Source organism: Rhodococcus sp. NPDC057135, assembly GCF_042670865.1.
In the GTDB taxonomy this organism is placed as follows: Bacteria; Actinomycetota; Actinomycetes; order Mycobacteriales; family Mycobacteriaceae; genus Rhodococcus_F.
Map to the genome: position 1 here is coordinate 274,459 of NZ_JBHUUU010000002.1, position 21,198 is coordinate 295,656.

At 63.9% G+C, this 21,198-nt stretch carries 18 protein-coding genes; 7 read left to right on the forward strand and 11 right to left on the reverse strand.

Features of this window, described 5'->3' with window-relative positions; genetic code table 11:
- Positions 1-29: 29 nt before the first annotated feature.
- From pgl to tkt, 5 genes are read right to left on the reverse strand one after another with little or no spacing between them, the layout of a single operon-like run.
- Positions 30-770, reverse strand: a complete 741-nt coding sequence (gene pgl, locus ACFT1A_RS04320) for a 6-phosphogluconolactonase (protein ID WP_378445961.1) — start codon at positions 768-770, stop codon at positions 30-32.
- Positions 763-1,671: a glucose-6-phosphate dehydrogenase assembly protein OpcA gene (gene opcA, locus ACFT1A_RS04325; RefSeq protein WP_095970270.1), complete on the reverse strand. Its 909-nt coding sequence runs from the start codon at positions 1,669-1,671 to the stop codon at positions 763-765. Before opcA ends, pgl begins: the two co-directional genes overlap by 8 nt.
- Positions 1,671-3,215 carry a glucose-6-phosphate dehydrogenase gene (gene zwf / locus ACFT1A_RS04330; protein ID WP_003944956.1) on the reverse strand — a complete coding sequence of 515 codons (1,545 nt, stop codon included), beginning with the start codon at positions 3,213-3,215 and terminating at the stop codon, positions 1,671-1,673. Before zwf ends, opcA begins: the two co-directional genes overlap by 1 nt.
- A 4-nt stretch (positions 3,216-3,219) precedes the next feature.
- Positions 3,220-4,344 (reverse strand): transaldolase, encoded by a 1,125-nt coding sequence (gene tal, locus ACFT1A_RS04335; RefSeq protein ID WP_378445962.1) that lies wholly within the window; start codon positions 4,342-4,344, stop codon positions 3,220-3,222.
- Between the two features lie 5 nt (positions 4,345-4,349).
- Positions 4,350-6,452, reverse strand: a complete 2,103-nt coding sequence (gene tkt, locus ACFT1A_RS04340; protein WP_378445963.1) for a transketolase — start codon at positions 6,450-6,452, stop codon at positions 4,350-4,352.
- A 200-nt stretch (positions 6,453-6,652) separates the two neighbouring features.
- Between tkt and ACFT1A_RS04345 the strand changes: the two genes are divergently transcribed.
- Positions 6,653-7,636 (forward strand): heme o synthase, encoded by a 984-nt coding sequence (locus tag ACFT1A_RS04345; protein WP_283304656.1) that lies wholly within the window; start codon positions 6,653-6,655, stop codon positions 7,634-7,636.
- Between the two features lie 56 nt (positions 7,637-7,692).
- Here ACFT1A_RS04345 and ACFT1A_RS04350 read toward each other — a convergent pair whose 3' ends face one another.
- Positions 7,693-8,658, reverse strand: a complete 966-nt coding sequence (locus ACFT1A_RS04350) for a quinone oxidoreductase family protein (RefSeq protein ID WP_378445964.1) — start codon at positions 8,656-8,658, stop codon at positions 7,693-7,695.
- 83 nt (positions 8,659-8,741) lie between these two features.
- Between ACFT1A_RS04350 and ACFT1A_RS04355 the strand changes: the two genes are divergently transcribed.
- The gene (locus tag ACFT1A_RS04355) at positions 8,742-9,104 is read left to right on the forward strand and encodes a hypothetical protein (protein ID WP_230815574.1); all 363 of its coding nucleotides are present in this window, start codon (positions 8,742-8,744) and stop codon (positions 9,102-9,104) included.
- Positions 9,105-9,167: 63 nt separating this feature from the next.
- Here the strand turns inward: ACFT1A_RS04355 and ACFT1A_RS04360 are convergent, their stop codons facing one another.
- The 5 genes from ACFT1A_RS04360 to mptB all read right to left on the reverse strand — a co-directional run bounded on the left by ACFT1A_RS04360 (position 9,168) and on the right by mptB (position 15,304).
- Positions 9,168-10,142: a heme A synthase gene (locus ACFT1A_RS04360; protein ID WP_378445965.1), complete on the reverse strand. Its 975-nt coding sequence runs from the start codon at positions 10,140-10,142 to the stop codon at positions 9,168-9,170.
- 173 nt (positions 10,143-10,315) lie between these two features.
- Positions 10,316-11,710: a hypothetical protein gene (locus ACFT1A_RS04365; protein WP_378446119.1), complete on the reverse strand. Its 1,395-nt coding sequence runs from the start codon at positions 11,708-11,710 to the stop codon at positions 10,316-10,318.
- 47 nt (positions 11,711-11,757) lie between these two features.
- Complete coding sequence (locus tag ACFT1A_RS04370; protein ID WP_378445966.1) at positions 11,758-12,597, reverse strand: ABC transporter permease; 840 nt, start codon at positions 12,595-12,597, stop codon at positions 11,758-11,760.
- A 14-nt stretch (positions 12,598-12,611) separates the two neighbouring features.
- A complete protein-coding gene (locus ACFT1A_RS04375) occupies positions 12,612-13,553 on the reverse strand; it encodes an ABC transporter ATP-binding protein (RefSeq protein ID WP_378445967.1) in 942 nt (313 codons plus the stop codon).
- Positions 13,550-15,304, reverse strand: coding sequence for a polyprenol phosphomannose-dependent alpha 1,6 mannosyltransferase MptB (gene mptB / locus ACFT1A_RS04380; RefSeq protein WP_378445968.1), 1,755 nt, complete (start codon positions 15,302-15,304; stop codon positions 13,550-13,552). The genes ACFT1A_RS04375 and mptB overlap by 4 nt, the downstream gene beginning before the upstream one ends.
- Positions 15,305-15,434: 130 nt before the next feature.
- Here mptB and ACFT1A_RS04385 point away from each other — a divergent pair, with 130 nt between their 5' ends.
- The 5 genes from ACFT1A_RS04385 to ACFT1A_RS04405 all read left to right on the forward strand — a co-directional run bounded on the left by ACFT1A_RS04385 (position 15,435) and on the right by ACFT1A_RS04405 (position 21,196).
- Positions 15,435-16,181, forward strand: a complete 747-nt coding sequence (locus ACFT1A_RS04385) for a metalloregulator ArsR/SmtB family transcription factor (protein WP_076948451.1) — start codon at positions 15,435-15,437, stop codon at positions 16,179-16,181.
- Positions 16,182-16,366: 185 nt separating this feature from the next.
- Positions 16,367-17,827 (forward strand): Fe-S cluster assembly protein SufB, encoded by a 1,461-nt coding sequence (gene sufB, locus ACFT1A_RS04390; RefSeq protein ID WP_317552895.1) that lies wholly within the window; start codon positions 16,367-16,369, stop codon positions 17,825-17,827.
- Positions 17,827-19,047, forward strand: a complete 1,221-nt coding sequence (gene sufD, locus ACFT1A_RS04395; RefSeq protein ID WP_230815581.1) for a Fe-S cluster assembly protein SufD — start codon at positions 17,827-17,829, stop codon at positions 19,045-19,047. The genes sufB and sufD overlap by 1 nt, the downstream gene beginning before the upstream one ends.
- Before the next feature lie 62 nt (positions 19,048-19,109).
- Entirely contained in the window at positions 19,110-19,925 is an 816-nt protein-coding gene (sufC, locus tag ACFT1A_RS04400) for a Fe-S cluster assembly ATPase SufC (protein ID WP_378445969.1), read from the forward strand.
- A 5-nt stretch (positions 19,926-19,930) separates the two neighbouring features.
- On the forward strand, positions 19,931-21,196 hold the full coding sequence (locus tag ACFT1A_RS04405; protein WP_003944865.1) for a cysteine desulfurase: 1,266 nt from the start codon (positions 19,931-19,933) through the stop codon (positions 21,194-21,196).
- The last annotated feature ends 2 nt before the right edge of the window (positions 21,197-21,198 follow it).

Consider the following 21,198-nt stretch of genomic DNA (forward strand, 5'->3'; position numbering starts at 1 on the left):
GTGTGAAAATCAGATCTGTGAAAATCAGATCACGGAAGCTGCGAGGCAGCGTCTGTATCGAGGAACCAACGCGTCGCAACCAAACCGGTGGCTCCGGCGGACGGCCAGTCCTCGGCCGAGGCACCACCAACCGCTTTGGCAACGGCCTCGGCCTTTGCTGCGCCGGAGACGAGTAACCAGACCTCTTTGGCACGCCGAACAGCGGGCAACGTCAGCGTGATGCGAACCGGTGGCGGCTTGGGGGAGTCCGTTACCGCGACAACGAACCGCGCTTCTTCTCGAACGGCGTCGGTGTGCGGGAACAACGAGTTGACGTGTCCTTCGCCGCCCATGCCGAGCAGGTGCACGTCGAAGGTCGGAACCTGATTGCCGTGTGCCTGAGCGCCCAGCAGTTGTTCGTACGCCGTCGCCGCACCGTGGGGATCACCGTCGTAGATACCGTCGGATGCGGCCATCGCATGCACCCGGTCGGGATCGACCGGCACATGATCGAGGAGCGCCTCTCGAGCCTGCACTTCGTTCCGCTCGGGATCGCCGGACGGCAGGAACCGCTCGTCACCCCAGTACAGGTCTATCTGAGACCAGTCGATGTCGCCGGGAGCATTCCGCAACTTCTCGAGAAGTGCGATCCCGGTTCCGCCACCGGTCAGAACGATGGATGCGACTCCGCGAGCCTTCTGGGCCTCGACGATGGTCGTGACCAGGCGTGCGGCAGCAGCATCGACGAGTTGGCCGGCGTCGGAAAACTTCTCTACGACAACATCACTCATAGGTCACCTTCTCCAATCCAGCCAGAGCTTCCTCGTAGATCTCGTCGGGATCGAGTCGACGCAATTCCTCGGCGAGGCAATCGCGTGTCTCTCGGCGACCCAGAGAAACCAGCGCGTCGGGCTGACCGGTGCGGATCAACGTTGCAGTCGTGCCCTCCTGCGGGCGACTGATGGAAATGCTGCGGGTCTCGAGCTTCAACTCGACGGTCAGCTCACCCGTACGCCGAATGACCGGACCGTCGATCTTGGCCGCCAGCCAACCGGCGAGAATATCCAGTGCCGGTTCGGTTTTGAGACCGGAGACCACTGCGGAGGTGATCTTCTCGTGCGGCGGCTGATCGAGAGCCGACGCAAGCAGCGCGCGCCAGTAGGTGACGCGACTCCAGGCGAGATCGGTGTCACCGGCGGTGTACGACGCGAGTCGCCCCTTGATGGTGGCCGTCGGATCAGGGGCACCGGTGGCATCGGTGATGCGCCGTATCGCGAGCCTCCCGACGGGGTCCTTCGCCGGAATCTCGGGTGCCTCGAGAGGCCACCACGCGACTACTGGGGTGTCGGGGAGCAGGAACGGGATGACGACGCTGCTCTCGTGATCCGCAAGCGGACCGTAGAGACGCAGGACCACGACCTCCGAGGCGCCGGCGTCGCCGCCGACACGGATCTGAGCATCGAGCCGAGGCTCACTCTGCTCGTCGCCACGCAGAAGCACGATGACGCGGCAAGGGTGCTCGCGGCTGGCTTCGTTGGCGGCCTCGATGGCTTCCTCGGCGTTCCCGGTGTCCCTGGTGCAGACGACGAGCGTCAACACTCGTCCCAAGGTGACAGCGCCGCCGGTCTTACGTACCTCGACCAGTTTCTTGCTGACCTGGACCGTGGTGGTGGACGGCAAATCGAGAATCACTAGGGTCGCCTCCATTCGCGTCCGGTGCGTTGCATCATTTCGTCCGCAGACGGTGGTCCCCACGTTCCGGCCTCGTAGGGTTCCGGCTTACCACCGGCAGCCCAGTGTTCGAGGACGGGATCGAGGATCTCCCAAGACAATTCAACTTCGGCATTCACCGGGAAGAGTGACGGCTCGCCGAGCAACACGTCGAGAATGAGCCGCTCGTACGCCTCCGGTGACGACTCGGTGAAAGCCTGACCGTACGAGAAGTCCATGTTGACGTCACGGACTTCCATGCTCGATCCGGGAACCTTCGAGCCGAACCGCATGGTGACGCCCTCGTCGGGCTGCACGCGGATGACCAGAGCGTTCTGGCCGAGGTCTTCGGTCATCGTCTTGTCGAACGGCAGGTGTGGTGCCCGTTTGAACACCACTGCGATCTCGGTGACGCGACGGCCGAGTCGTTTGCCGGTGCGCAGATAGAACGGCACACCCGCCCAGCGGCGGGTGTCGACCTCGAGGGTGATGGCGGCAAAGGTCTCCGTGATGGAGTCCGCTGCGAAGCCGTCTTCTTCGAGGAGTCCGACCACCGGCAGCCCACCCTGCCAGCCGCCCGCGTACTGGCCGCGGGCGGTGGTCTCGTCGAGGGGTTCTGCGAGGCGAGTGGCAGAGAGGACCTTGATCTTCTCCGCCTGCAGATTGAGCGGCTCGAAGCTGATGGGTTCTTCCATCGCCGTGAACGCGAGCAATTGCAGCAGGTGGTTCTGGATCACGTCACGGGCCGCGCCGATGCCGTCGTAGTACCCGGCGCGTCCACCGAGGCCGATGTCCTCGGCCATCGTGATCTGAACGTGGTCGACGTAGTGCGCGTTCCAGATCGGATCGAACAACTGATTCGCGAAGCGCAGAGCCAGGATGTTCTGGACCGTTTCCTTACCGAGGTAGTGGTCGATACGGAAGACCGTGTCCTCGGGGAACACCTTGTTGACGACGGCGTTCAGTTCGCGAGCGCTCTCGAGGTCGTGACCGAACGGCTTCTCGATGACCACGCGCCGCCACTGACCGTCCTCGGCCTGCGCGAGGCCGGAGGCGGACAGCTGTTCGAGGACCTGAGGGAATGCGTTGGGCGGAATCGCGAGGTAGAAGCCGTGATTGCCGCCGATGCCACGCTCGTTGTCGAGCGTCGCCAACGTGTCGGACAGGTTCTGGAAGGCCTCGGCCTCGTCGAAACTGCCCTCCACGAACCGGATGCCTTCGGCGAGCCGCTCCCACACGTCCTGACGGAACTTGGTGCGAGCACCGTCCTTGACTGCTTCGAGGACGACGTTTGCGAAGTCCTCGTCCGTCCAGTCACGCCGGGCGAACCCGACCAGAGCGAATCCGGGCGGCAACAGTCCACGGTTGGCGAGGTCGTAGATGGCTGGCATGAGCTTGCGCCTGGCAAGGTCGCCGGTAACACCGAAAATCACCAGGGCGCAGGGCCCCGCAATGTGCGGAAGCCGTTTGTCGGTGCTGTCCCGAAGGGGATTCACCCAATCTGATGCCGCCGCGGAATCGCTCACAGGCTCAGCTCTTCTGGGTTGCTGCGCGGAGCTGCTCGGCAGTTGCGTCGAGCAACTCGTTCCAGGACACCTCGAACTTGTCGACGCCCTCGGTTTCGAGGACCGTGAACACGTCCGCAAGATCGATGCCGACAGCAGCGAGCTGATCGAAGACCGCCTGTGATTCCTGAGCGGTGCCCGAGATGGTGTCGCCCGTGATCTCACCGTGGTCGGCGAGAGCGTCCAGCGTCTTCTCCGGCATGGTGTTGACGGTGTTGGGTGCAACCAACTCGGTGACGTAGAGCGTGTCCGGGTAATCCGGGTTCTTCACGCCGGTCGACGCCCACAGCGGACGCTGAGCCTTGGCACCGTCTGCCAGGAGAGCCTGGAAGCGGGGCTGGACCTCGAAGATCTGCTGGTAGGCGTTGTACGCCAGGCGAGCGTTTGCGAGTGCAGCCTTGCCGCGAAGCTCGAGAGCTTCCGGCGTGCCGATTGCAGTGAGGCGGTTGTCGATCTCGGAATCCACGCGGGAGACGAAGAACGAGGCGACCGACTCGATGGACGAGATGTCGCGGCCGGCAGCCTTGGCGGTGTCCAGACCTTCGAGGTATGCGCCCATGACTGCTTCGTAGCGCTCGACCGAGAAGATCAAGGTGACGTTGACGCTGATGCCCTCGCCGATCACCTTGGCGATGGCGGGAATGCCTGCCAGCGTCGCGGGGATCTTGATCAGGACGTTCGGGCGATCGACGATCTTGTGCAGCTCGATCGCCTGCGCGACGGTGGCGTCGGTGTCGTGTGCCAGGCGAGGATCGACCTCGATGGACACGCGGCCGTCGACGCCGTTCGACGCCTCGAACTGCGGAGCCAGGATGTCGCACGCAGCGCGCACGTCGTCGGTGGTCACCGCGGTGATGGTGGCGTCGACATCGGCGCCGCGCTGCGCGAGCTCACGAACCTGAGCGTCGTAAGCCGAGCCCTTGGAAAGGGCTGCCTGGAAGATCGACGGGTTGGTCGTGACGCCCACGATCGACTTCGTGTCGATGAGGTTCTGCAGGTTGCCGGACTGGATGCGATCTCGTGAGAGATCGTCGAGCCAGATGGAAACGCCTGCAGCGGAGAGCTTTTCGGTATTCACGTTCTGTGTCATCGAGATCATCCCTTCACAGCTGCGAGGGAGCGCTGCGCGGCTTCGACAGTCGCGTCGGCAGTGATGCCGAACTCCCGGTACAAGGTCTTGTAATCGGCGGAGGCGCCGTAGTGCTCGAGCGAGACGGCCTGACCGGCGTCGCCGAGGATGCGCCACCACGGCATTGCGATGCCGGCTTCGACGGACACGCGTGCGCGGACGGCGGGCGGAATGACCTCGTCGCGGTACGCCTGATCCTGCTCGAGGAACCAGTCGAGGCAGGGCACGGAAACGACGCGGGTTGCAACGCCCTGAGCTTCGAGGGTCTCACGAGCCTCGGTGGCCAGATGCAGTTCGGAACCGGTGGCCAGCAAGATGACCTCGGGCGAACCGTTGGCTGCGTCGACGAGAACGTACGCGCCGCGCTTGACGCCCTCGGCAGCCTTCTCCTTGGTGCCTTCGAGAACCGGGATGTCCTGGCGGGTGAGTGCCAGAGCGGTCGGTCCCGTCTTGTTCTCGAGTGCTGCCTGCCACGCGAACGAGGTCTCGTTGGCGTCACCCGGGCGGACGACGGCGAGATTCGGGATGGCGCGCAGTGCGGCCAGGTGCTCGACCGGCTGGTGAGTCGGGCCGTCTTCGCCGAGACCGATGGAGTCGTGGGTCCAGACGTAGGTGACGGCAGTCTTCATCAGTGCAGCCAGGCGAACGGCCGGACGCATGTAGTCGGAGAAGACCATGAAGGTTCCGCCGTACGGGCGGGTCGGGCCGTGCAGCGCGATGCCGTTGAGGATCGAGCCCATCGCATGCTCACGGATGCCGAAGTGGAGCGTGCGGCCGTAAGGCTGCGCATTCCAGTCGTTGGTGGAGATGGAGAACGGGCCGAACGAATCTGCGCCCTTGATGGTGGTGTTGTTGCTGCCCGCGAGGTCAGCAGAGCCGCCCCACAGCTCGGGCAGGATCGGTCCGAGCGCGTTGAGTGCCGAACCGGAGGCCTTGCGAGTCGCAACCCCCTTGGCGTCGGCCTCGTAGGTCGGGAGAGCGTCGGCCCAGCCGGCGGGGAATTCCCCGGCGAACAGGCGGTCGAAGAGTTCCTTGCGCTCGGACTCACGTTCTGCCCAAGCGTCGAACTCGACCTGCCACGCCTTGCGTGCGTCGGCGCCGCGCGAGACGACCTCACGGGCGTGAGCCAAAGCGTCGGCGTCGACGTCGAAGGACTTGCTCGGATCGAATCCGAGGGCTTCCTTGACCGCAGCGACCTCGTCGGCGCCGAGGGCGGAACCGTGGACGTCGCCGGTGTTCATCTTCTTCGGAGCCGGGAAACCGATGATGGTGCGGAGAAGGATGATCGACGGGCGATCGACGACGGCCTTGGCCGCAGCGACTGCGTCGAGAATGCCGGAGACGTTTTCGCCGCCCTCGACGTGCTGAACGTGCCAGCCGTACGCCTCGTAGCGCTTTCCGACGTCTTCGCCGAGAGCGATCGTGGTGTCGTGCTCGATGGAGATCTTGTTGTCGTCGTAGAAGACGATGAGGTTGCCCAGTTCCTGGACACCGGCGAGGGACGACGCCTCGGAGGTGACGCCTTCTTCGATGTCACCGTCGGACGCGATCACGTAGATGTGATGGTCGAAGGGGGAGGAGCCGACCGGGGTCTCCGGATCGAACAGCCCGCGCTCACGGCGCGCAGCCATCGCCATACCAACTGCGGAGGCGAGGCCCTGGCCCAGCGGACCCGTGGTCATCTCGACGCCGACGGTGTGGCCGACCTCGGGGTGGCCGGGGGTCAAAGCGCCCCACGTGCGGAGAGCTTCGAGGTCTGCGAGCTCGAGACCGTAGCCCGACAGGTAGAGCTGGGTGTACAGCGTCAAGGACGAATGGCCACAGGAAAGAACGAAGCGGTCACGGCCGACCCATTCTGCATCCGAAGGATCGTGGCGCATGACGCGCTGGAAGAGGGTGTATGCCAACGGCGCCAAGCTCATTGCAGTTCCGGGATGGCCGTTGCCGACCTTCTGAACCGCGTCGGCGGCGAGCACGCGGGCGGTATCGACAGCCTTGGTGTCCAGGTCGGTCCAGTCCGAGGGGTGGACGGGTTGCGTGAGGACGTGGATCTCGTCTGTGATCGACACTGGCAGATGTCTCCTGACATGGTGTACGTGGATTGCGAGGGTGGGTGTCCCTCCACTGCGTAACCCAGCCTAATGGTCCTGGCTGTCCGGGTCGATTCGGTTCCTCCATGGCTGCGGTCTACCATCGTCCGTAGTAGAGAACAGTGTCAGCAGTGTGTCGTGAAGAGTTAGTGCGGTAACGCGTGGTGCAAGGAGAGAACGTGCGGACAGGGCAACAGCCGAGCGGACATGGCTTCGGCAGCCCAGGTGCCGCCCCGCGGGCGACCAATACCGATACGGTGTGGGGTCGCGCAACGGGCAAGGTTCTGGCTTATATCGCGCTCACGAAGCCGCGAGTAATCGAATTGCTGTTGGTGGCAACCATTCCGGCAATGCTGCTGGCCGATCGCGGAACAGTCGACATCGCTCTGATCCTCAGCACCCTCTTCGGTGGCTGGATGGGCGCAGCGAGTGCGAACTCTCTCAACTGCGTCGTCGACGCCGACATCGACAAGGTCATGAAGCGCACCGCCAAGCGTCCGCTGGCCCGCGAGGCGGTACCGACTCGCAACGCGCTCGTCTTCGGACTTCTCCTGGGTCTCGCGTCGTTCCTGTGGCTGTGGTGGCGAGCCAACCTCCTCGCCGGCATCCTCGTCGTGATCACGATCGCGTTCTACGTACTCATCTACACGATGGTGCTCAAGCGTCGTACCTGGCAGAACGTCATCTGGGGTGGCGCTGCCGGATGTATGCCCGTCCTCGTCGGCTGGGCCGCGGTCACCGGATCACTGAGCTGGCAGCCCGTTGTGCTGTTCCTGATCATCTTCTTCTGGACGCCGCCGCACACATGGGCGCTCGCAATGCGCTACAAGGAAGACTACAAAGCTGCCGGTGTTCCGATGCTTCCCGTGATCGCCACCGAAGAGCACGTCACCAAGCAGATCCTGTTCTACAGCTGGGCGATGGTCGTCACGACGCTCGTCCTCGTGCCCGCGTCCGGCGTCATCTACGCCGCCATCACCATCGTCGCCGGCGCGTGGTTCCTCCTCATGGCCCATCAGCTGTACCGCAGCGTTCGTGGCGGTGCCCAGGTCAAGCCGCTGCGCCTGTTCCTGCAGTCCAACAACTATCTTGCGATCGTCTTCGTCGGCCTCGCTGTCGACTCGGTGCTCGGACTCCAGACGATCAGTGACATGCTCAGCTGATTCTGCTGTGCGCCTTTATTAACCGCGGGCGGTTAATAAAGGCGCACAGCCTTTCGCTAGGGGATCAGAACGATTGATCCCGTTGTCGCTCGACCTTCCAGGTCCCGGTGCGCTGTCGCTGCATCGGCGAGGGGGTATTCGGCCCCGACGCGAATATCGAGCTTTCCGGCCGCAATGGCATCGAAGACATCGCCGGCACGCCAGGTCAGTTCCTCACGAGTGCGAATGTGATGAGCGAGCGTCGGACGCGTCAGGAACAGCGAGCCCGACGAATTGAGCCGCTGCGGATCCACCGGCGGAACCGGACCACTGGCCGCACCGAACAACGCGACGGTGCCGCGGATACGCACGGAAGCCAAGCTCGAATCAAAAGTTGTCGCGCCGACGCCGTCGTATGCCGCCGCGACTCCTTCGCCGCCGGTCAACTCCCGAACGCGCGCTGCGATGTCCTCGTCGTACCGCAGTACCTCCGAGGCACCGGCGCCACGCGAGAGTTCTTCCTTCGCATCCGATGACACAGTCGTGACGACCTTCGCCCCGAGGCTGACGGCCATCTGCGTCAGGATCAATCCGACGCCGCCCGCGCCCGCGTGCACGAGCACGGTGTCTCCGCTCTGGATCGGATACGTCGACTTCGCGAGGTAATGCGCCGTCATCCCCTGCAGGAGCGCCGACGCTGCGGCTGATGCCGGGACACCGTCGGGCACTTTGACTGCGACTGCGGCGGGAACAGCCACCTTCTCGGCGTAGCTGCCAGTGGCCGCGGCCCACGCGACACGGTCGCCCACGGCGAATTCGGTGTCATCGGAACCGACGGCTTCGACGACACCGCTGCCCTCGTCGCCCGGAATATAGGGGAGCGGCCGCTTGTACTGGCCCATTCGGAAGTACGTGTCGATGAAATTGATGCCGATCGCTTCGGTCCGGACAAGTAGATCGCCTGGGCCCGGTGTCGGTTCGGGTTGTTCGGTCAGAGTCAGAACCTCTGGTCCGCCGGTCTCGGTCACGTAGATGGCTCGCATGGTTTCTGTTCTACACCCGCGGCTACCGAGCCTCAGTCCATGCCTGGTGTCGCTTCCGGGCTACCGACCAGTATTGTCGAGTCATGAGCACCGATACAGAGAAGTCGGACGCCACCCCGTCCGCGCCGGAACTGCCGAAGTCCACGGTGAATGCCATCACCAAGTTCGTCGCCGAGCACGGCGGAACCGCCAGCGCCGTCATCCAGCCGGTCGGCGTTGCCGGCGTTCGCATCACTCTCGTGGGTGCCGACGGCATCCTCGGTGACCAGGTCGTCGAGGACCTCGCCACGGCCAATGCCGTCGTCGCATCCTTCGACAACGTCACCGTTGCCGAGTGGGAGCGTGAGCTGACGAGCATCGTCACCCCGCAGGAAGGCCACTTCAAGAAGATGGCCGGTTGGGTTGCCAATCAGACTCGGTTCCCGAAAGCTCGCAACGAATCCTGAAATGACGTGTGGGGCGTAGGAACACCAAAAGGTGTTCCTACGCCCCACACGTGTCTTCAAGCGTCAGACAGCTGGTATCGGCGAGCCGGTCGGCGTGAACTGGCGGGTCTTGCCCGCGGCCCAAACTGCTGCCGTCGCAGCCGTGCACAGTCCGGCACCAGCGACGTGAAAGACGACCAGGACTGCTGGTACGTCGGTGAAGTACTGCACGATTCCGATGAGTGCCTGCGCAACGATGAGCGCGAGCAATACCTTCAATCGGATCTTCACGGCCGCTGACGTTCCGACCGCATACAAGCCGAAGGTCAGTCCCACGACCAGCGCGAGGTATCCGACCAGCAGCTGCGAGTGCAGATGAACCAGGGTCACGATTTCGACCTCGAGGCGAGGCACAATCCGATCCATATTCTTGTCACCGGCGTGTGGGCCCGCACCGGTCACCAAGGTTCCGGCGACGAGCACGCCGGCGAGCGCCACTCCCGACAGCGCGGTAAGCCAACGCAGTGGCTTCGGCATCACGATCAGCGTTGTTGCCTCGTCGGGTTCGGCGATCTTCGCGTACATCACCGTGGCAACCCAGACCATCAGCATCGACGCCACCAGGTGGATTGCCACCGTCCACCACAGCAGTCCGGTCCGGACGGTGATACCGCCGATCACTGCCTGAACCACGGTGCCGAGCGGCATCATCCAAGCGTAGACAAGCACCTCTTTGCGACGGCGAGCGCGAGTCACCGCGAGCACGATTGCAGCCGCGACGATCACAACCAGGAACGTGAGCAGGCGGTTACCGAACTCGACGGCTTGGTGAAGTACTGCGACCTCGCCATGGCCGACCGGAACGAAGCTACCGGGGAAGCACTGCGGCCACGTCGGGCAACCGAGCCCAGAAGCGGTCACGCGAACCACCGCGCCGGTGACAGCGATGCCGCCCTGCGTCAGGATCACGATGAACGCGATGATCTTCTGCGTTTTCAGCGAGGGGAGAGGTAGTCGATCCACCAAGCGCAAAAATCCGGCATACACACGATTCACCACGCCAACGATCGTAGTTCCCCATCAACTACACAGTGTCGTTGGGGCCAGCTCGCTCCGCGCCTGCCCCGCGTCGTTGGGGCCAGCTCGCTCCGCGCCTGCCCCGCGTCGTTGGGGGCTAGGCGTTTGAAGCAAGCGCGAAGCGATATGCCTCGCGCCGATGGGACCAGCGCACGTCAGTTTGCGCGAACCCGCACGATTCCCGAGATCGTGCCCTGGAAGTACTCGCCCGACTCGGTGATGAGCGCAGACATCTGCAGGGTGTCGTTGAGGATCGTCGACGGCAGGGGAGTCGAACCGATCCGTGACCCGTCCTTCGAGTCGATCACCGCGAACGAGTACCCGTCCAGCGGCGAGGTGTTCGCAGCGCCGTCCCGGGTGACGGTGTAGATCGCGCCATCAGCGGTCGAGAGGTGTGGGACCGCGGAGCTTCGAATCGTGTTGTCCCACACGACATGGCAGCCGACGGGGTCGATGTCGACGCGGGTCATGCCGCCGTTGAACGGTGCCGTGGCGGGGACCGCCGGGCCGGCGCCTTCAGGAGTTGTGGGGTACGGGTATCCGTAAGTTCCGGCGACGTAGACCGAATGACCGATGCCGACGGGGGAGTTCTCGCTGCCGCTCGGTGAGCCGTCCTGGCTGGCAGCGGACAACACCGGCTGCGTGCACACCTCGGCGCCCGTGTCAGCGCGATAGACGTGCAAGCTCACCGTCGGATGCGCGTTGTCGACGATGGTCAAGAAATCACTGCCCGTCGAGGGGCCGAAGTACGTCGGAGTCGATCCGGTACCCCAGCTGAGCTGACCCGGATTGCGGGCCGGCCCGCGATCGTACGGTTGGCGCCAGTCGACGACGACCTCGTCGCCGCTTCGCTTCAGTTGGTAGAGCGCGTGTGTGGTAGCGACGGCAGTGCCCGTCGGGGAGGTGGAGATGCTGTTCTGCACCTGTTCACCCTCGGGGAGAGCGATGCTGTGCGCGATTCGATCCGTGCCGACATACCCGACGGTGCCGTGCCCGGTGGCGAACCAGACATTGCCTTCCCAGTCCGGAGCGAGGCCGGTGACGTTGTCGTCGGCGGCAACCGCACCACTGAGATCGACGGCATCGGCGAGTTCCAGCCGCCAACTGCCGTCCGGATTCTGAGCGTGGGAAATGCGGACCAACTGACGATTTCCGTCGACCGCGACGAGGCGGTTCTCGTTGTCCAGGTAGGCGTAGACGCCGCCGAGGAGACTGCCCTTCGCGAGCGGCAGTTGCGCTACGGATCTACCTAACGGCGTGGCGTCGGCCTTCGGATCGATCAAATGGATGGTCGGGATCTGGCCGATCATCGTCGTGCAGAGCGAGACGATCATGCCGTCGGAACCCTGCAGGACCGTCGGGCAGGCGGCCATCATCGGGAAGGCGGTCACTTCGTGGGGGCCGGTTCCGGGTCCGGGCAGCGGAGTGACGTCGGACGAGCCCGCGTCACCGTGCATGGTGGAGGTACCGACGGGACCGAGGTACGGATTTGCAGGTGCGAGTGGACCGGACACCGAGGGAGTCGCCGTTGCGGGTCCGGCACACAACATCACTGTTGCGGCCACACAGCCGACGATCTGAGCTGTCCGTCGTGTACTCACGTGAACTTGAACCACCTTGCTGCGCAGACACCGGCCACCGCGGCCCAGATGAGAAGTACGAGAATCGAGAACCAGTCCATCGAGGTGTCGAGGGCCGCTTCGAGAGCGTGTGCGAGAGCACCGGACGGAACAATGCGCACCAGCGTGTGAACAGCGGTCGGAAGTTCGCCACTGGCGAAGACCACACTGCCGATGCCCACCATGATGAACCACAAGACGTTGGCGAGAGCGAGAACGATCTCCGCTCGCAAAGTGCCGCCGAGCAGCAGTCCCAGCGCTGCAAACGTGACAGTACCGATGGCAATGACCACTGCGCCGAGTACCAGTTCGGCGAACGACGGACGCCACCCCAACGCCAAACCGATAGCGCCGAGCAGCAATGCCTGCAGTGCCACGACGATGATGACGGCGGCGCTCTTGCCTGCGATGATTCCCCACCGCGGCAGCGGCGTTGCACCGAGTCGCTTGAGCGCGCCGTATCGGCGATCGAATCCGACGGCGATGGCCTGTCCGGTGAACGCCGTCGACATCACGGCAACCATCATGACACCAGGGAGCACGGTATCGACCCGAGAATCGCCCAAATCGCCGATCGGAAGTAAACACAGTCCGATGAGCAGGGTGATCGGGATGAACATGGTCAGCAGCAATTGCTCACCGTTGCGGAGCAGAAGAGTCAGTTCCAGTTTGGTCTGCGCCGCCAGCATGTCGGCCGCCGAACTGGGGCGGGGATCCGGCGAGAAAGTGCCCGGTTCGAAGCGGTTCTCGGCGAGCCGGCGTTCCCTGGCTCCGTTGGCAGTCCCACTGTTCTGGCCGTTCGCTGCTGTTTCGTTCATGACCTTGATCTCCGTCATCCCCTCAGTTCCCGGCCCGTCAATTCGAGGAAGACGTCTTCCAGACTCCGTTGATCGACGCGAATGTCGTTGATCAGCACGTCCTGATCGGCACACCACGTCGCGACTGTCGCCACGGTTGCCGGATCGATTGCACCTTCGACGACGTAGGTGCCCGGGTTGGATTCCTCGACGCGGAACCCGGCGAGTGAGCCGGCCAGCGAGTCGAGGCTCAAACCGGGAACCGTCGTCAGACGGAGTTGGCCTTCAGCGCCCTTGCTGGTGACCTCGGCCGGCGTTCCCGACGCGACGATCTTGCCGTGGTCGATGATGACCAGTTCGTCGGCGAGCGCTTCGGCCTCGTCCATGAGGTGCGTGGTGAGCAGGACGCTGACGCCGTCGCGGCGCAGAGCGTCGATGAGTTCCCACACGAGTAGACGTGCCTGAGCGTCGAGTCCAGCGGTGGGTTCGTCGAGAAATACCAACTCGGGACGGCCGACAAGCGCGCACGCCAGGGACAGTCGTTGCTGCTGGCCGCCGGAAAGGCGACGGTAGGGCGTCTTGCGCGCATCGGTGAGGCCGAGTTTGGCAAGGAGCCAGGCGGGATCGAGTGGGTCGGCAGAGTATGCGGCGACGAGGTCGAGCATTTCTCCGGCCTTGGACCCGGGGTATGCGCCGCCGCCCTGAAGCATGACGCCGATTCGCGAGCGGACTTCACCGGAGTCGGCGATGGGGTCGAGACCGAGCACTCGAACAGCGCCGGCATCGGGGGTGACAAACCCTTCGCACATCTCGACGGTGGTTGTCTTACCGGCTCCGTTTGGGCCGAGCAGGGCAACGACCTGGGCCGTCTCGACAGTGAGATCGATACCGTCGACGGCTCGAACACCGTCGAAGGACTTGACGACACCCTGGATCTGTACCGCCGGCGTCGACGATCTGGAGGCTCTCGAGGTCACGGGGAATCAGCGTAAGCCCCCGCCGAGTTGTCTTCGTCTACCGGTCCGCCTTTCGTGATCTCCGCTACTGGCTTGTCGCTACGCCAGGGGAGTGAATTGCGGGTGAAGACGATGAGCGTTCCGGCGGTGAGGATGGTCGCGATGACGGCCTGCACGATCATGAACGGAAGATATTCGGCGCCGTTCGACATCAACATGACGCTGACGATCGAGGTGAACACCACAGCGGGGATGCGGAAAATCGGCGCGGTGGCCCAGGCCGCGAGCGGAAGTATCGCCCACAGCAGGTACCAGGGCTGAACGACCGGGAACAGGAGAACGATGGCCCCGAGTGCGATGCCGAGTCCACCGACCGGGTGAATGCGGCCCATGTATACCGAGATCATCATCCGCGCGGTGATGAGAATGGCAACCAGGTACGCGATCGGCCGCGTGATCGTGAGGATTGCCGTCGTGTGATCGCCGAGTCCGAGCAGTACACCGGCCAACCCCGTGCCGACGCCCAGCAGCGTCGGGATGGACATCCAACTCCGGACCGCCGTAGCGGTGTCGAGGGTGTTGATCCAACCCATGCCGAGCCCACTGGCCGAGCTGATGACAAACGTGACGACGGCGGCAACGATGCCCAGGAGAATCGCGGCTCCCGCCAGGGCTTTCCAGGTGCCACCCCAACGCCGGGCCAGAGCCATGCCGACAAATCCGAGTGCAAGCAAGGACGGAATTTTGACGGTCGACGACAACGCGATCAATCCGGATCCCGCGATGAGATAGAACAGTGCCCGCCCACGGATGGGCCCGGACCCTTCGACTGCGCGGAGGGCGATCTCGATTCCGGCGAGCATCAACCCGAGCATGAGCGCTTCGTTGTGGATGCCGGCCACCAAGTGGAAGAGCAGCAGCGGGTTCGCGGCTCCGAGCCAGAGTGAGCTGACGGCGGAGACGCCGCATCGCTTGGCCAGTCGAGGTATCGCCCACACGATGAGCGCGACGCCGGCCAATGCGAGCAGGCGGTGCAAGAAGATTCCGGCCACGATGTTGTCGCCGGTCAGTGAGCTGATCCCGCGTCCCAGCCACAGGAAGAACGGCCCGTACGGAGCCGGCGTGTCCCGCCAGATGGTCGGAACAGTGCGGGTGAGAACGTGGTCGACGCCCAGTGCCGCCTTGGGGCCGATGGCGTACGGATCGAGTCCGCGGGCCGCGATTTCGCTTTGTGCCAGATACGAGTAGACGTCGCGGCTGAACATCGGCGGTGCGACGGAGAGCGGCAGGATCCACAGCAGGAGTGTGCGGTCCAACTGAGAGCGGGTCATGCGCCGCGGTGCGCCGGATCGGCTGCGTATGTCGCCGACGGCGAATCGGCCCATCATCAGCCAGGCGAGAACGACGAGCACCGTTCCGGTCATCGTCATGGTGAGCGAGACCGTCGGCATACGTCCGGGAAGGCTGAGGACTCGAAGGCCGGCGGTCGGATTCTGCAGGACGGGTTGTGCGCCGGCGCCGAGCGCGCCCACTGCCATCAAGACCGCGCCGGTCGCTCCGAATCGACGGATACCTCGCAGTTGCGCGGTTTCCTTCGCGTTCAGGCCCGGGCGCTCGCTTTCGTCGCCGTGCAACACCGCGGCCATGCTCTGCCGGGGAGCGGAACCGAAAGGCCGAACGCCGATCGTGGAAAGCGCGAGTGCCTTGGGTTTGTCCAGCAGGATCGCGCGCGCCGATCGCGCGGTCGTCGTCTTCTCGGGGGTCTGCGGCACACCAGGCAGCGTAGCGGCTCCATCCAGCTGGACAGACAAGCACAAACAACGTGCGCTGTCCGGATATTCCCGAATGTAATGCAGGTTGCCCTTAGTAGACCTGCGAAAAGAATTCGGTCACACTTGTGTTGTGAAAAGAAATGCGTCAGACCCTCGAAGCAAGGAAGTTGCAGGTCAGCCCACTGTAGCGACCTCGCCGAGTGCTGCCGCAAATCCGGTGACGGTGAGCGTCGAAGGCCAGACCCGGGCCGCAGTGGTCAAGCTGCTACTCGAAGAAGGCCCCATTACGGCCTCCGAAATCGGCACACGCCTCGGTTTGAGTGCCGCAGGTGTCCGACGTCACTTGGACGCCTTGATCGAGTCCGGTGAAGCACGAACGGCTTCGGCGGCGTCGCTGCGCCAGCGCGGACGCGGTCGACCTGCCAAGCAGTTCCAGATCACCGCGACCGGCCGCGGGCGCCTCGGCCATACCTACGACGATCTGGCGGGAGCCGCGATGCGGCAACTCCGCGAAATCGGCGGGGACGCGGCAATCGAGGAGTTCGCCAAGCGTCGGGTTCAGGCCATCGTCGGAGACGTCGAACCGGCTGATCCGACAGATGTGGACAACGTCGAGGCGACAGCGGACGCAATCGCCGAAGCCTTCAATGCGGTGGGGTTCGCAGCGTCGACCCGGCCGGTAGGCAACGGCGTGCAGATCTGCCAACATCACTGCCCGGTTTCCCATGTGGCAGAAGAGTTTCCGGAACTGTGCGAGGCAGAGCAGCAAGCATTCCGGCAGTTGCTCGGAACGCATGTCCAGCGCCTGGCGACCATCGCCAACGGTGACTGCGCCTGCACGACGCACGTGCCCCTCGTGTCCACCGGGAGTAGATGACCGGACCACAGTGTTCTACAGAGCGTTGTTCTACAGAGCGTTGTTCTACTGAGCGTTACCCCAGAGCAGCGTTCGAATAGAGATTTTTCAGCTAGTTCCTCAAAGTCAGAACTGCTCGACCGCAGCGACCAGCCCTCGCTGAGACCGAGCAGCCGTCAAGAAACAAGACTCCGGAAGGAGCTCGCATGACCGTCACATCAGACCAGGCGACTACCACTGCAGCTGCAGGCACCGAGCCGCTCACGCAGGAAGAGACCATCGCGTCCCTCGGTCATTACGGCTACGGCTGGTCCGATTCCGACGAAGCCGGAGCCAGCGCGCAGCGCGGGCTCTCCGAGGCTGTCGTGCGGGACATCTCGGCGAAGAAGAGCGAGCCGGAGTGGATGCTCGACATCCGCCTCAAGGCTCTGCGCACTTTCGACAAGAAGCCGATGCCGAACTGGGGCTCCGACCTCGAAGGCATCCACTTCGACAACATCAAGTACTTCGTGCGCTCGAGCGAGAAGCAGGCCGAGTCCTGGGAAGACCTGCCCGAGGACATCAAGAACACGTACGACAAGCTCGGCATCCCCGAGGCAGAGAAGCAGCGCCTGGTTGCCGGCGTCGCAGCTCAGTACGAGTCCGAGGTCGTCTACCACTCGATCCGTGAGGATCTCGAGCAGCAGGGCGTCATTTTCCTCGACACCGACACCGGCCTCAAGACGCACCCGGAGCTGTTCAAGGAGTACTTCGGCTCGGTCATTCCGGCCGGCGACAACAAGTTCTCCGCACTGAACACCGCTGTGTGGTCGGGCGGCTCGTTCATCTACGTTCCGCCGGGAGTCCACGTGGACATCCCGCTGCAGGCGTACTTCCGCATCAACACCGAGAACATGGGTCAGTTCGAGCGCACCCTGATCATCGTCGACGAAGATGCCTCCGTGCACTACGTCGAAGGTTGCACCGCGCCGATCTACAAGTCCGATTCACTGCACTCGGCGGTTGTCGAGATCATCGTGAAGAAGGGCGGCCACTGCCGTTACACGACCATCCAGAACTGGTCCAACAACGTCTACAACCTGGTGACCAAGCGCACCAAGGTCGAAGCCGGTGGATCGATGGAGTGGATCGACGGCAACATCGGTTCCAAGGTCACCATGAAGTACCCGGCCGTCTGGCTGATGGGTGAGTACGCCCGCGGTGAGGTTCTCTCCGTTGCGTTCTCCGGCGAGGGCCAGCACCAGGACACCGGCGCCAAGATGCTCCACCTCGCGCCGCACACGTCCTCGACCATCATCAGCAAGTCCGTCGCCCGTGGCGGTGGACGCGCGTCGTACCGCGGTCTGGTGCAGGTCAACAAGGGAGCCCACGGCTCCAAGTCGACCGTCAAGTGTGACGCTCTGCTCGTCGACCAGATCAGCCGAAGCGACACCTACCCGTACGTCGACATCCGCGAGGACGACGTCACCATGGGTCACGAGGCCACCGTTTCCAAGGTCAGTGACGATCAGCTCTTCTACCTGATGAGCCGCGGACTGACCGAGGACGAGGCGATGGCCACCATCGTGCGTGGATTCGTCGAGCCCATCGCGAAGGAACTCCCGATGGAGTACGCGCTCGAGCTCAACCGCCTTATCGAACTTCAGATGGAAGGGGCTGTGGGTTAGTGACCACGCCAGAGACCGGAGTCATCGGAGCTGTTGCCGGGGAGAACCCGACCGCTCCTGTAAAGGGTGCAGCCACCGGCTCACCCATCACGAACAAGGGCGAGCAGTTCTCGTCGTTCGACGTCAACGCATTCGAGGTCCCGGGCGGACGCGACGAGATCTGGCGGTTCACCCCGCTGCGTCGTCTGCGCGGATTGCACGACGGCAGCGCAGTTGCCAACGCTCAGGTCACCGTCGAGGTGGACGGTGGCAGCGACATCACCGTCGAGACCGTCGGCCGTGACGACGAGCGTCTGGGCAAGGCTGGTGTTCCTGCGGATCGCATTGCAGCGCAGGCATATTCGAGCTTCGAGACTGCGACGGTCATCTCGGTTGGCGCCGAGGTCGAGGTCGAGAAGCCCGTCGTGGTCACCATGACCGGCCCCGGAGTCGACAATGTCGCCTACGGACACACCCAGATTCGTCTGGCGCAGTTCGCCAAGGCGACGTTCGTCATCGACCAGCGCGGCAGCGGAACCTTCGCGGAGAACATCGAATTCGTTCTCGGTGACAGCTCGCAGCTGACCGTCGTGGCCATTCAGGACTGGGCGGACGACGCAGTTCACGTGACGTCACACCACGCTCGCCTGAACCGCGACGCAGTGCTCCGGTACACCTCGATCAGCCTGGGCGGCGACCTGGTTCGCCTCTCCGCGACCGTCAAGTACGACGGACCGGGCGGCGACGCGGAATTGCTGGGCCTGTACTTCGCCGACGCCGGCCAGCACCTGGAACAGCGTCTGCTGGTGGATCACAGCCAGCCCAACTGCAAGTCCAACGTGGTCTACAAGGGTGCACTCCAGGGTGATCCCGGATCCGGCAAGCCCGACGCCCACACCGTGTGGATCGGCGACGTTCTCATCCGCGCCGCAGCGGAGGGCACCGACACGTTCGAGCTCAACCGCAACCTGGTGCTCACCGACGGCGCTCGCGCCGACTCGGTTCCGAACCTCGAAATCGAGACCGGTGAGATCGTCGGAGCCGGCCACGCAAGTGCAACGGGACGTTTCGACGACGAGCAGCTGTTCTACCTGCGTGCTCGCGGTATCCCGGAGGATCAGGCGCGTCGTCTGGTCGTACGTGGGTTCTTCCACGAAATCATCAACAAGATCGCTGTTCCCGAGGTGCGCGATCGCCTCGAAGCCGCGGTCGAAGCCGAACTCGCAGCAGTCGGCTCCTGACCGCCCTGGCGGCGACACCACCCCGTCGCTACGCTCGCCCCGCCTCATCTTGAAGGAATTTCATGTCTACCAGTGACAACACCACCACACCGGCCATCTCGGTCCTCGAGGTTCGTGACCTGCACGTCGAGGTTGCCAACTCCGACGCCAACGCCGAGCCCATCCAGATCCTCAAGGGCGTCGACCTGACGGTCCGCTCCGGCGAGACCCACGCGATCATGGGCCCCAACGGCTCCGGCAAGTCGACTCTGTCGTACGCCATCGCCGGTCACCCCAAGTACCAGGTCACCTCCGGTTCGATCACCCTCAACGGTGAAGACGTTCTCGCGATGAGCGTCGACGAGCGTGCACGTGCCGGACTGTTCCTGGCCATGCAGTACCCCGTCGAGGTTCCCGGCGTCTCCATGTCCAACTTCCTTCGCACCGCCGCTACGGCAGTGCGCGGCGAGGCTCCCAAGCTGCGCCACTGGGTCAAGGAAGTCAAGGAAGCCCTCAGCGAGCTCGAGATCGACCCCTCGTTCATCGAGCGCTCGGTCAACGAAGGCTTCTCCGGTGGTGAGAAGAAGCGCCACGAGATCCTGCAGCTGGGCATGCTCAAGCCGAAGATCGCGATCCTCGACGAGACCGACTCCGGCCTCGACGTCGATGCCCTGCGCACGGTCTCCGAAGGCGTCAACCGCTACAAGGAGCGCGAGAACGGCGGAGTTCTGCTGATCACGCACTACACGCGCATCCTGCGCTACATCAACCCCGATTTCGTCCACGTGTTCGTCGCCGGCCGCATCGTCGAGTCCGGTGGACCGGAGCTGGCCGACGAGCTCGAGACCAACGGCTACGTTCGTTTCACCGCGGACACCGCAGCTACCCAGGGAGCGTAATCACGATGACCACCTCGGTGCGCGAGCTCGACGTCACAGCGGTTCGGGCCGACTTCCCGATCCTGGCGCGGACCGTGCGCGACGGAAAACCTTTGGTGTACTTGGATTCCGGTGCTACTTCGCAGCGACCGGTCCAGGTTCTCGATGCCGAACGGGACTTCCTGACCACGTGTAACGCGGCAGTACACCGGGGTGCTCATCAGCTCGCAGAAGAGGCGACGGACGCGTACGAGAATGCTCGCGCCACCATCGCTTCCTTCGTGGGTGCGGATTCGGACGAGTTGGTGTTCACCAAGAATGCCACCGAGGCCCTGAATCTGGTGACCTACGTTCTCGGTGACGATCGCTTCGACCGTCACGTCGGTCCTGGCGACGAAATCGTCATCACCGAACTCGAACACCACGCCAACCTTGTTCCCTGGCAGGAACTTGCACGCCGAACCGGTGCGACCCTCAAGTGGTACGGCGTCACCGACGACGGCCGGATCGATCTCGATTCGCTGGAGTTGACGGACGCGGTGAAGGTCGTCTCGTTCACCCACCAGTCCAACGTGACGGGTGCGATCGCACCGGTGGAGGAATTGGTGCGACGAGCACGCGCTGTCGGTGCACTTGTCGTGCTCGACGCGTGCCAGTCGGTGCCTCACATGGCAGTCGACTTCCACGAACTGGGAGTGGATTACGCGGCTTTCTCCGGCCACAAGATGCTCGGACCTTCGGGTGTCGGCGTCCTTTACGGCCGTCGTGAGCTGCTGGCAGCGATGCCGCCGTTCATCACCGGCGGCTCGATGATCGAGACGGTCACCATGGAGGTCAGTACCTACGCGCCGCCGCCGCAGCGTTTCGAGGCCGGCGTTCCGATGACCTCACAGGTGGTCGGACTGGGCGCTGCCGTGGATTACCTGAACACCTTCGGGATGGACGCCGTCGCCGCGCACGAGCACGTGTTGGTGGAGGCTGCGCTCGAGAAGTTGTCGGCGATCGAAGGTCTGCGCATCATCGGACCGCAGACGTCCGAGAACCGTGGCGGTGCGATTTCCTTTGTCGTGGACGGTATTCACGCCCACGACCTCGGCCAGATCCTCGACGACGAGGGTGTCGCGATCCGCGTCGGTCACCATTGCGCGTGGCCGCTGCATCGTAAGTTCGGCGTGGCTGCGACGGCCCGCGCATCGTTTGCGCTCTACAACACCACCGCGGAAATCGACGTTCTCGTAGCGGCGATCAAGCGTGCGCAGGAATTTTTCGGTGTCGCAGGGGAGTTGAACTGAAT

Coding starts and splice junctions, on each gene's coding strand:
- sufB (WP_317552895.1), top strand. CDS start 16,367: ATGACCGTCACATCAGACCAGGCGACTACCACTGCAGCTGCAGGCACC.
- ACFT1A_RS04365 (WP_378446119.1), bottom strand. CDS start 11,710: ATGTTGTGTGCCGGACCCGCAACGGCGACTCCCTCGGTGTCCGGTCCA.
- ACFT1A_RS04405 (WP_003944865.1), top strand. CDS start 19,931: ATGACCACCTCGGTGCGCGAGCTCGACGTCACAGCGGTTCGGGCCGAC.
- sufC (WP_378445969.1), top strand. CDS start 19,110: ATGTCTACCAGTGACAACACCACCACACCGGCCATCTCGGTCCTCGAG.
- tal (WP_378445962.1), bottom strand. CDS start 4,344: ATGACACAGAACGTGAATACCGAAAAGCTCTCCGCTGCAGGCGTTTCC.
- pgl (WP_378445961.1), bottom strand. CDS start 770: ATGAGTGATGTTGTCGTAGAGAAGTTTTCCGACGCCGGCCAACTCGTC.
- ACFT1A_RS04355 (WP_230815574.1), top strand. CDS start 8,742: ATGAGCACCGATACAGAGAAGTCGGACGCCACCCCGTCCGCGCCGGAA.
- ACFT1A_RS04350 (WP_378445964.1), bottom strand. CDS start 8,658: ATGCGAGCCATCTACGTGACCGAGACCGGCGGACCAGAGGTTCTGACT.
- ACFT1A_RS04370 (WP_378445966.1), bottom strand. CDS start 12,597: ATGAACGAAACAGCAGCGAACGGCCAGAACAGTGGGACTGCCAACGGA.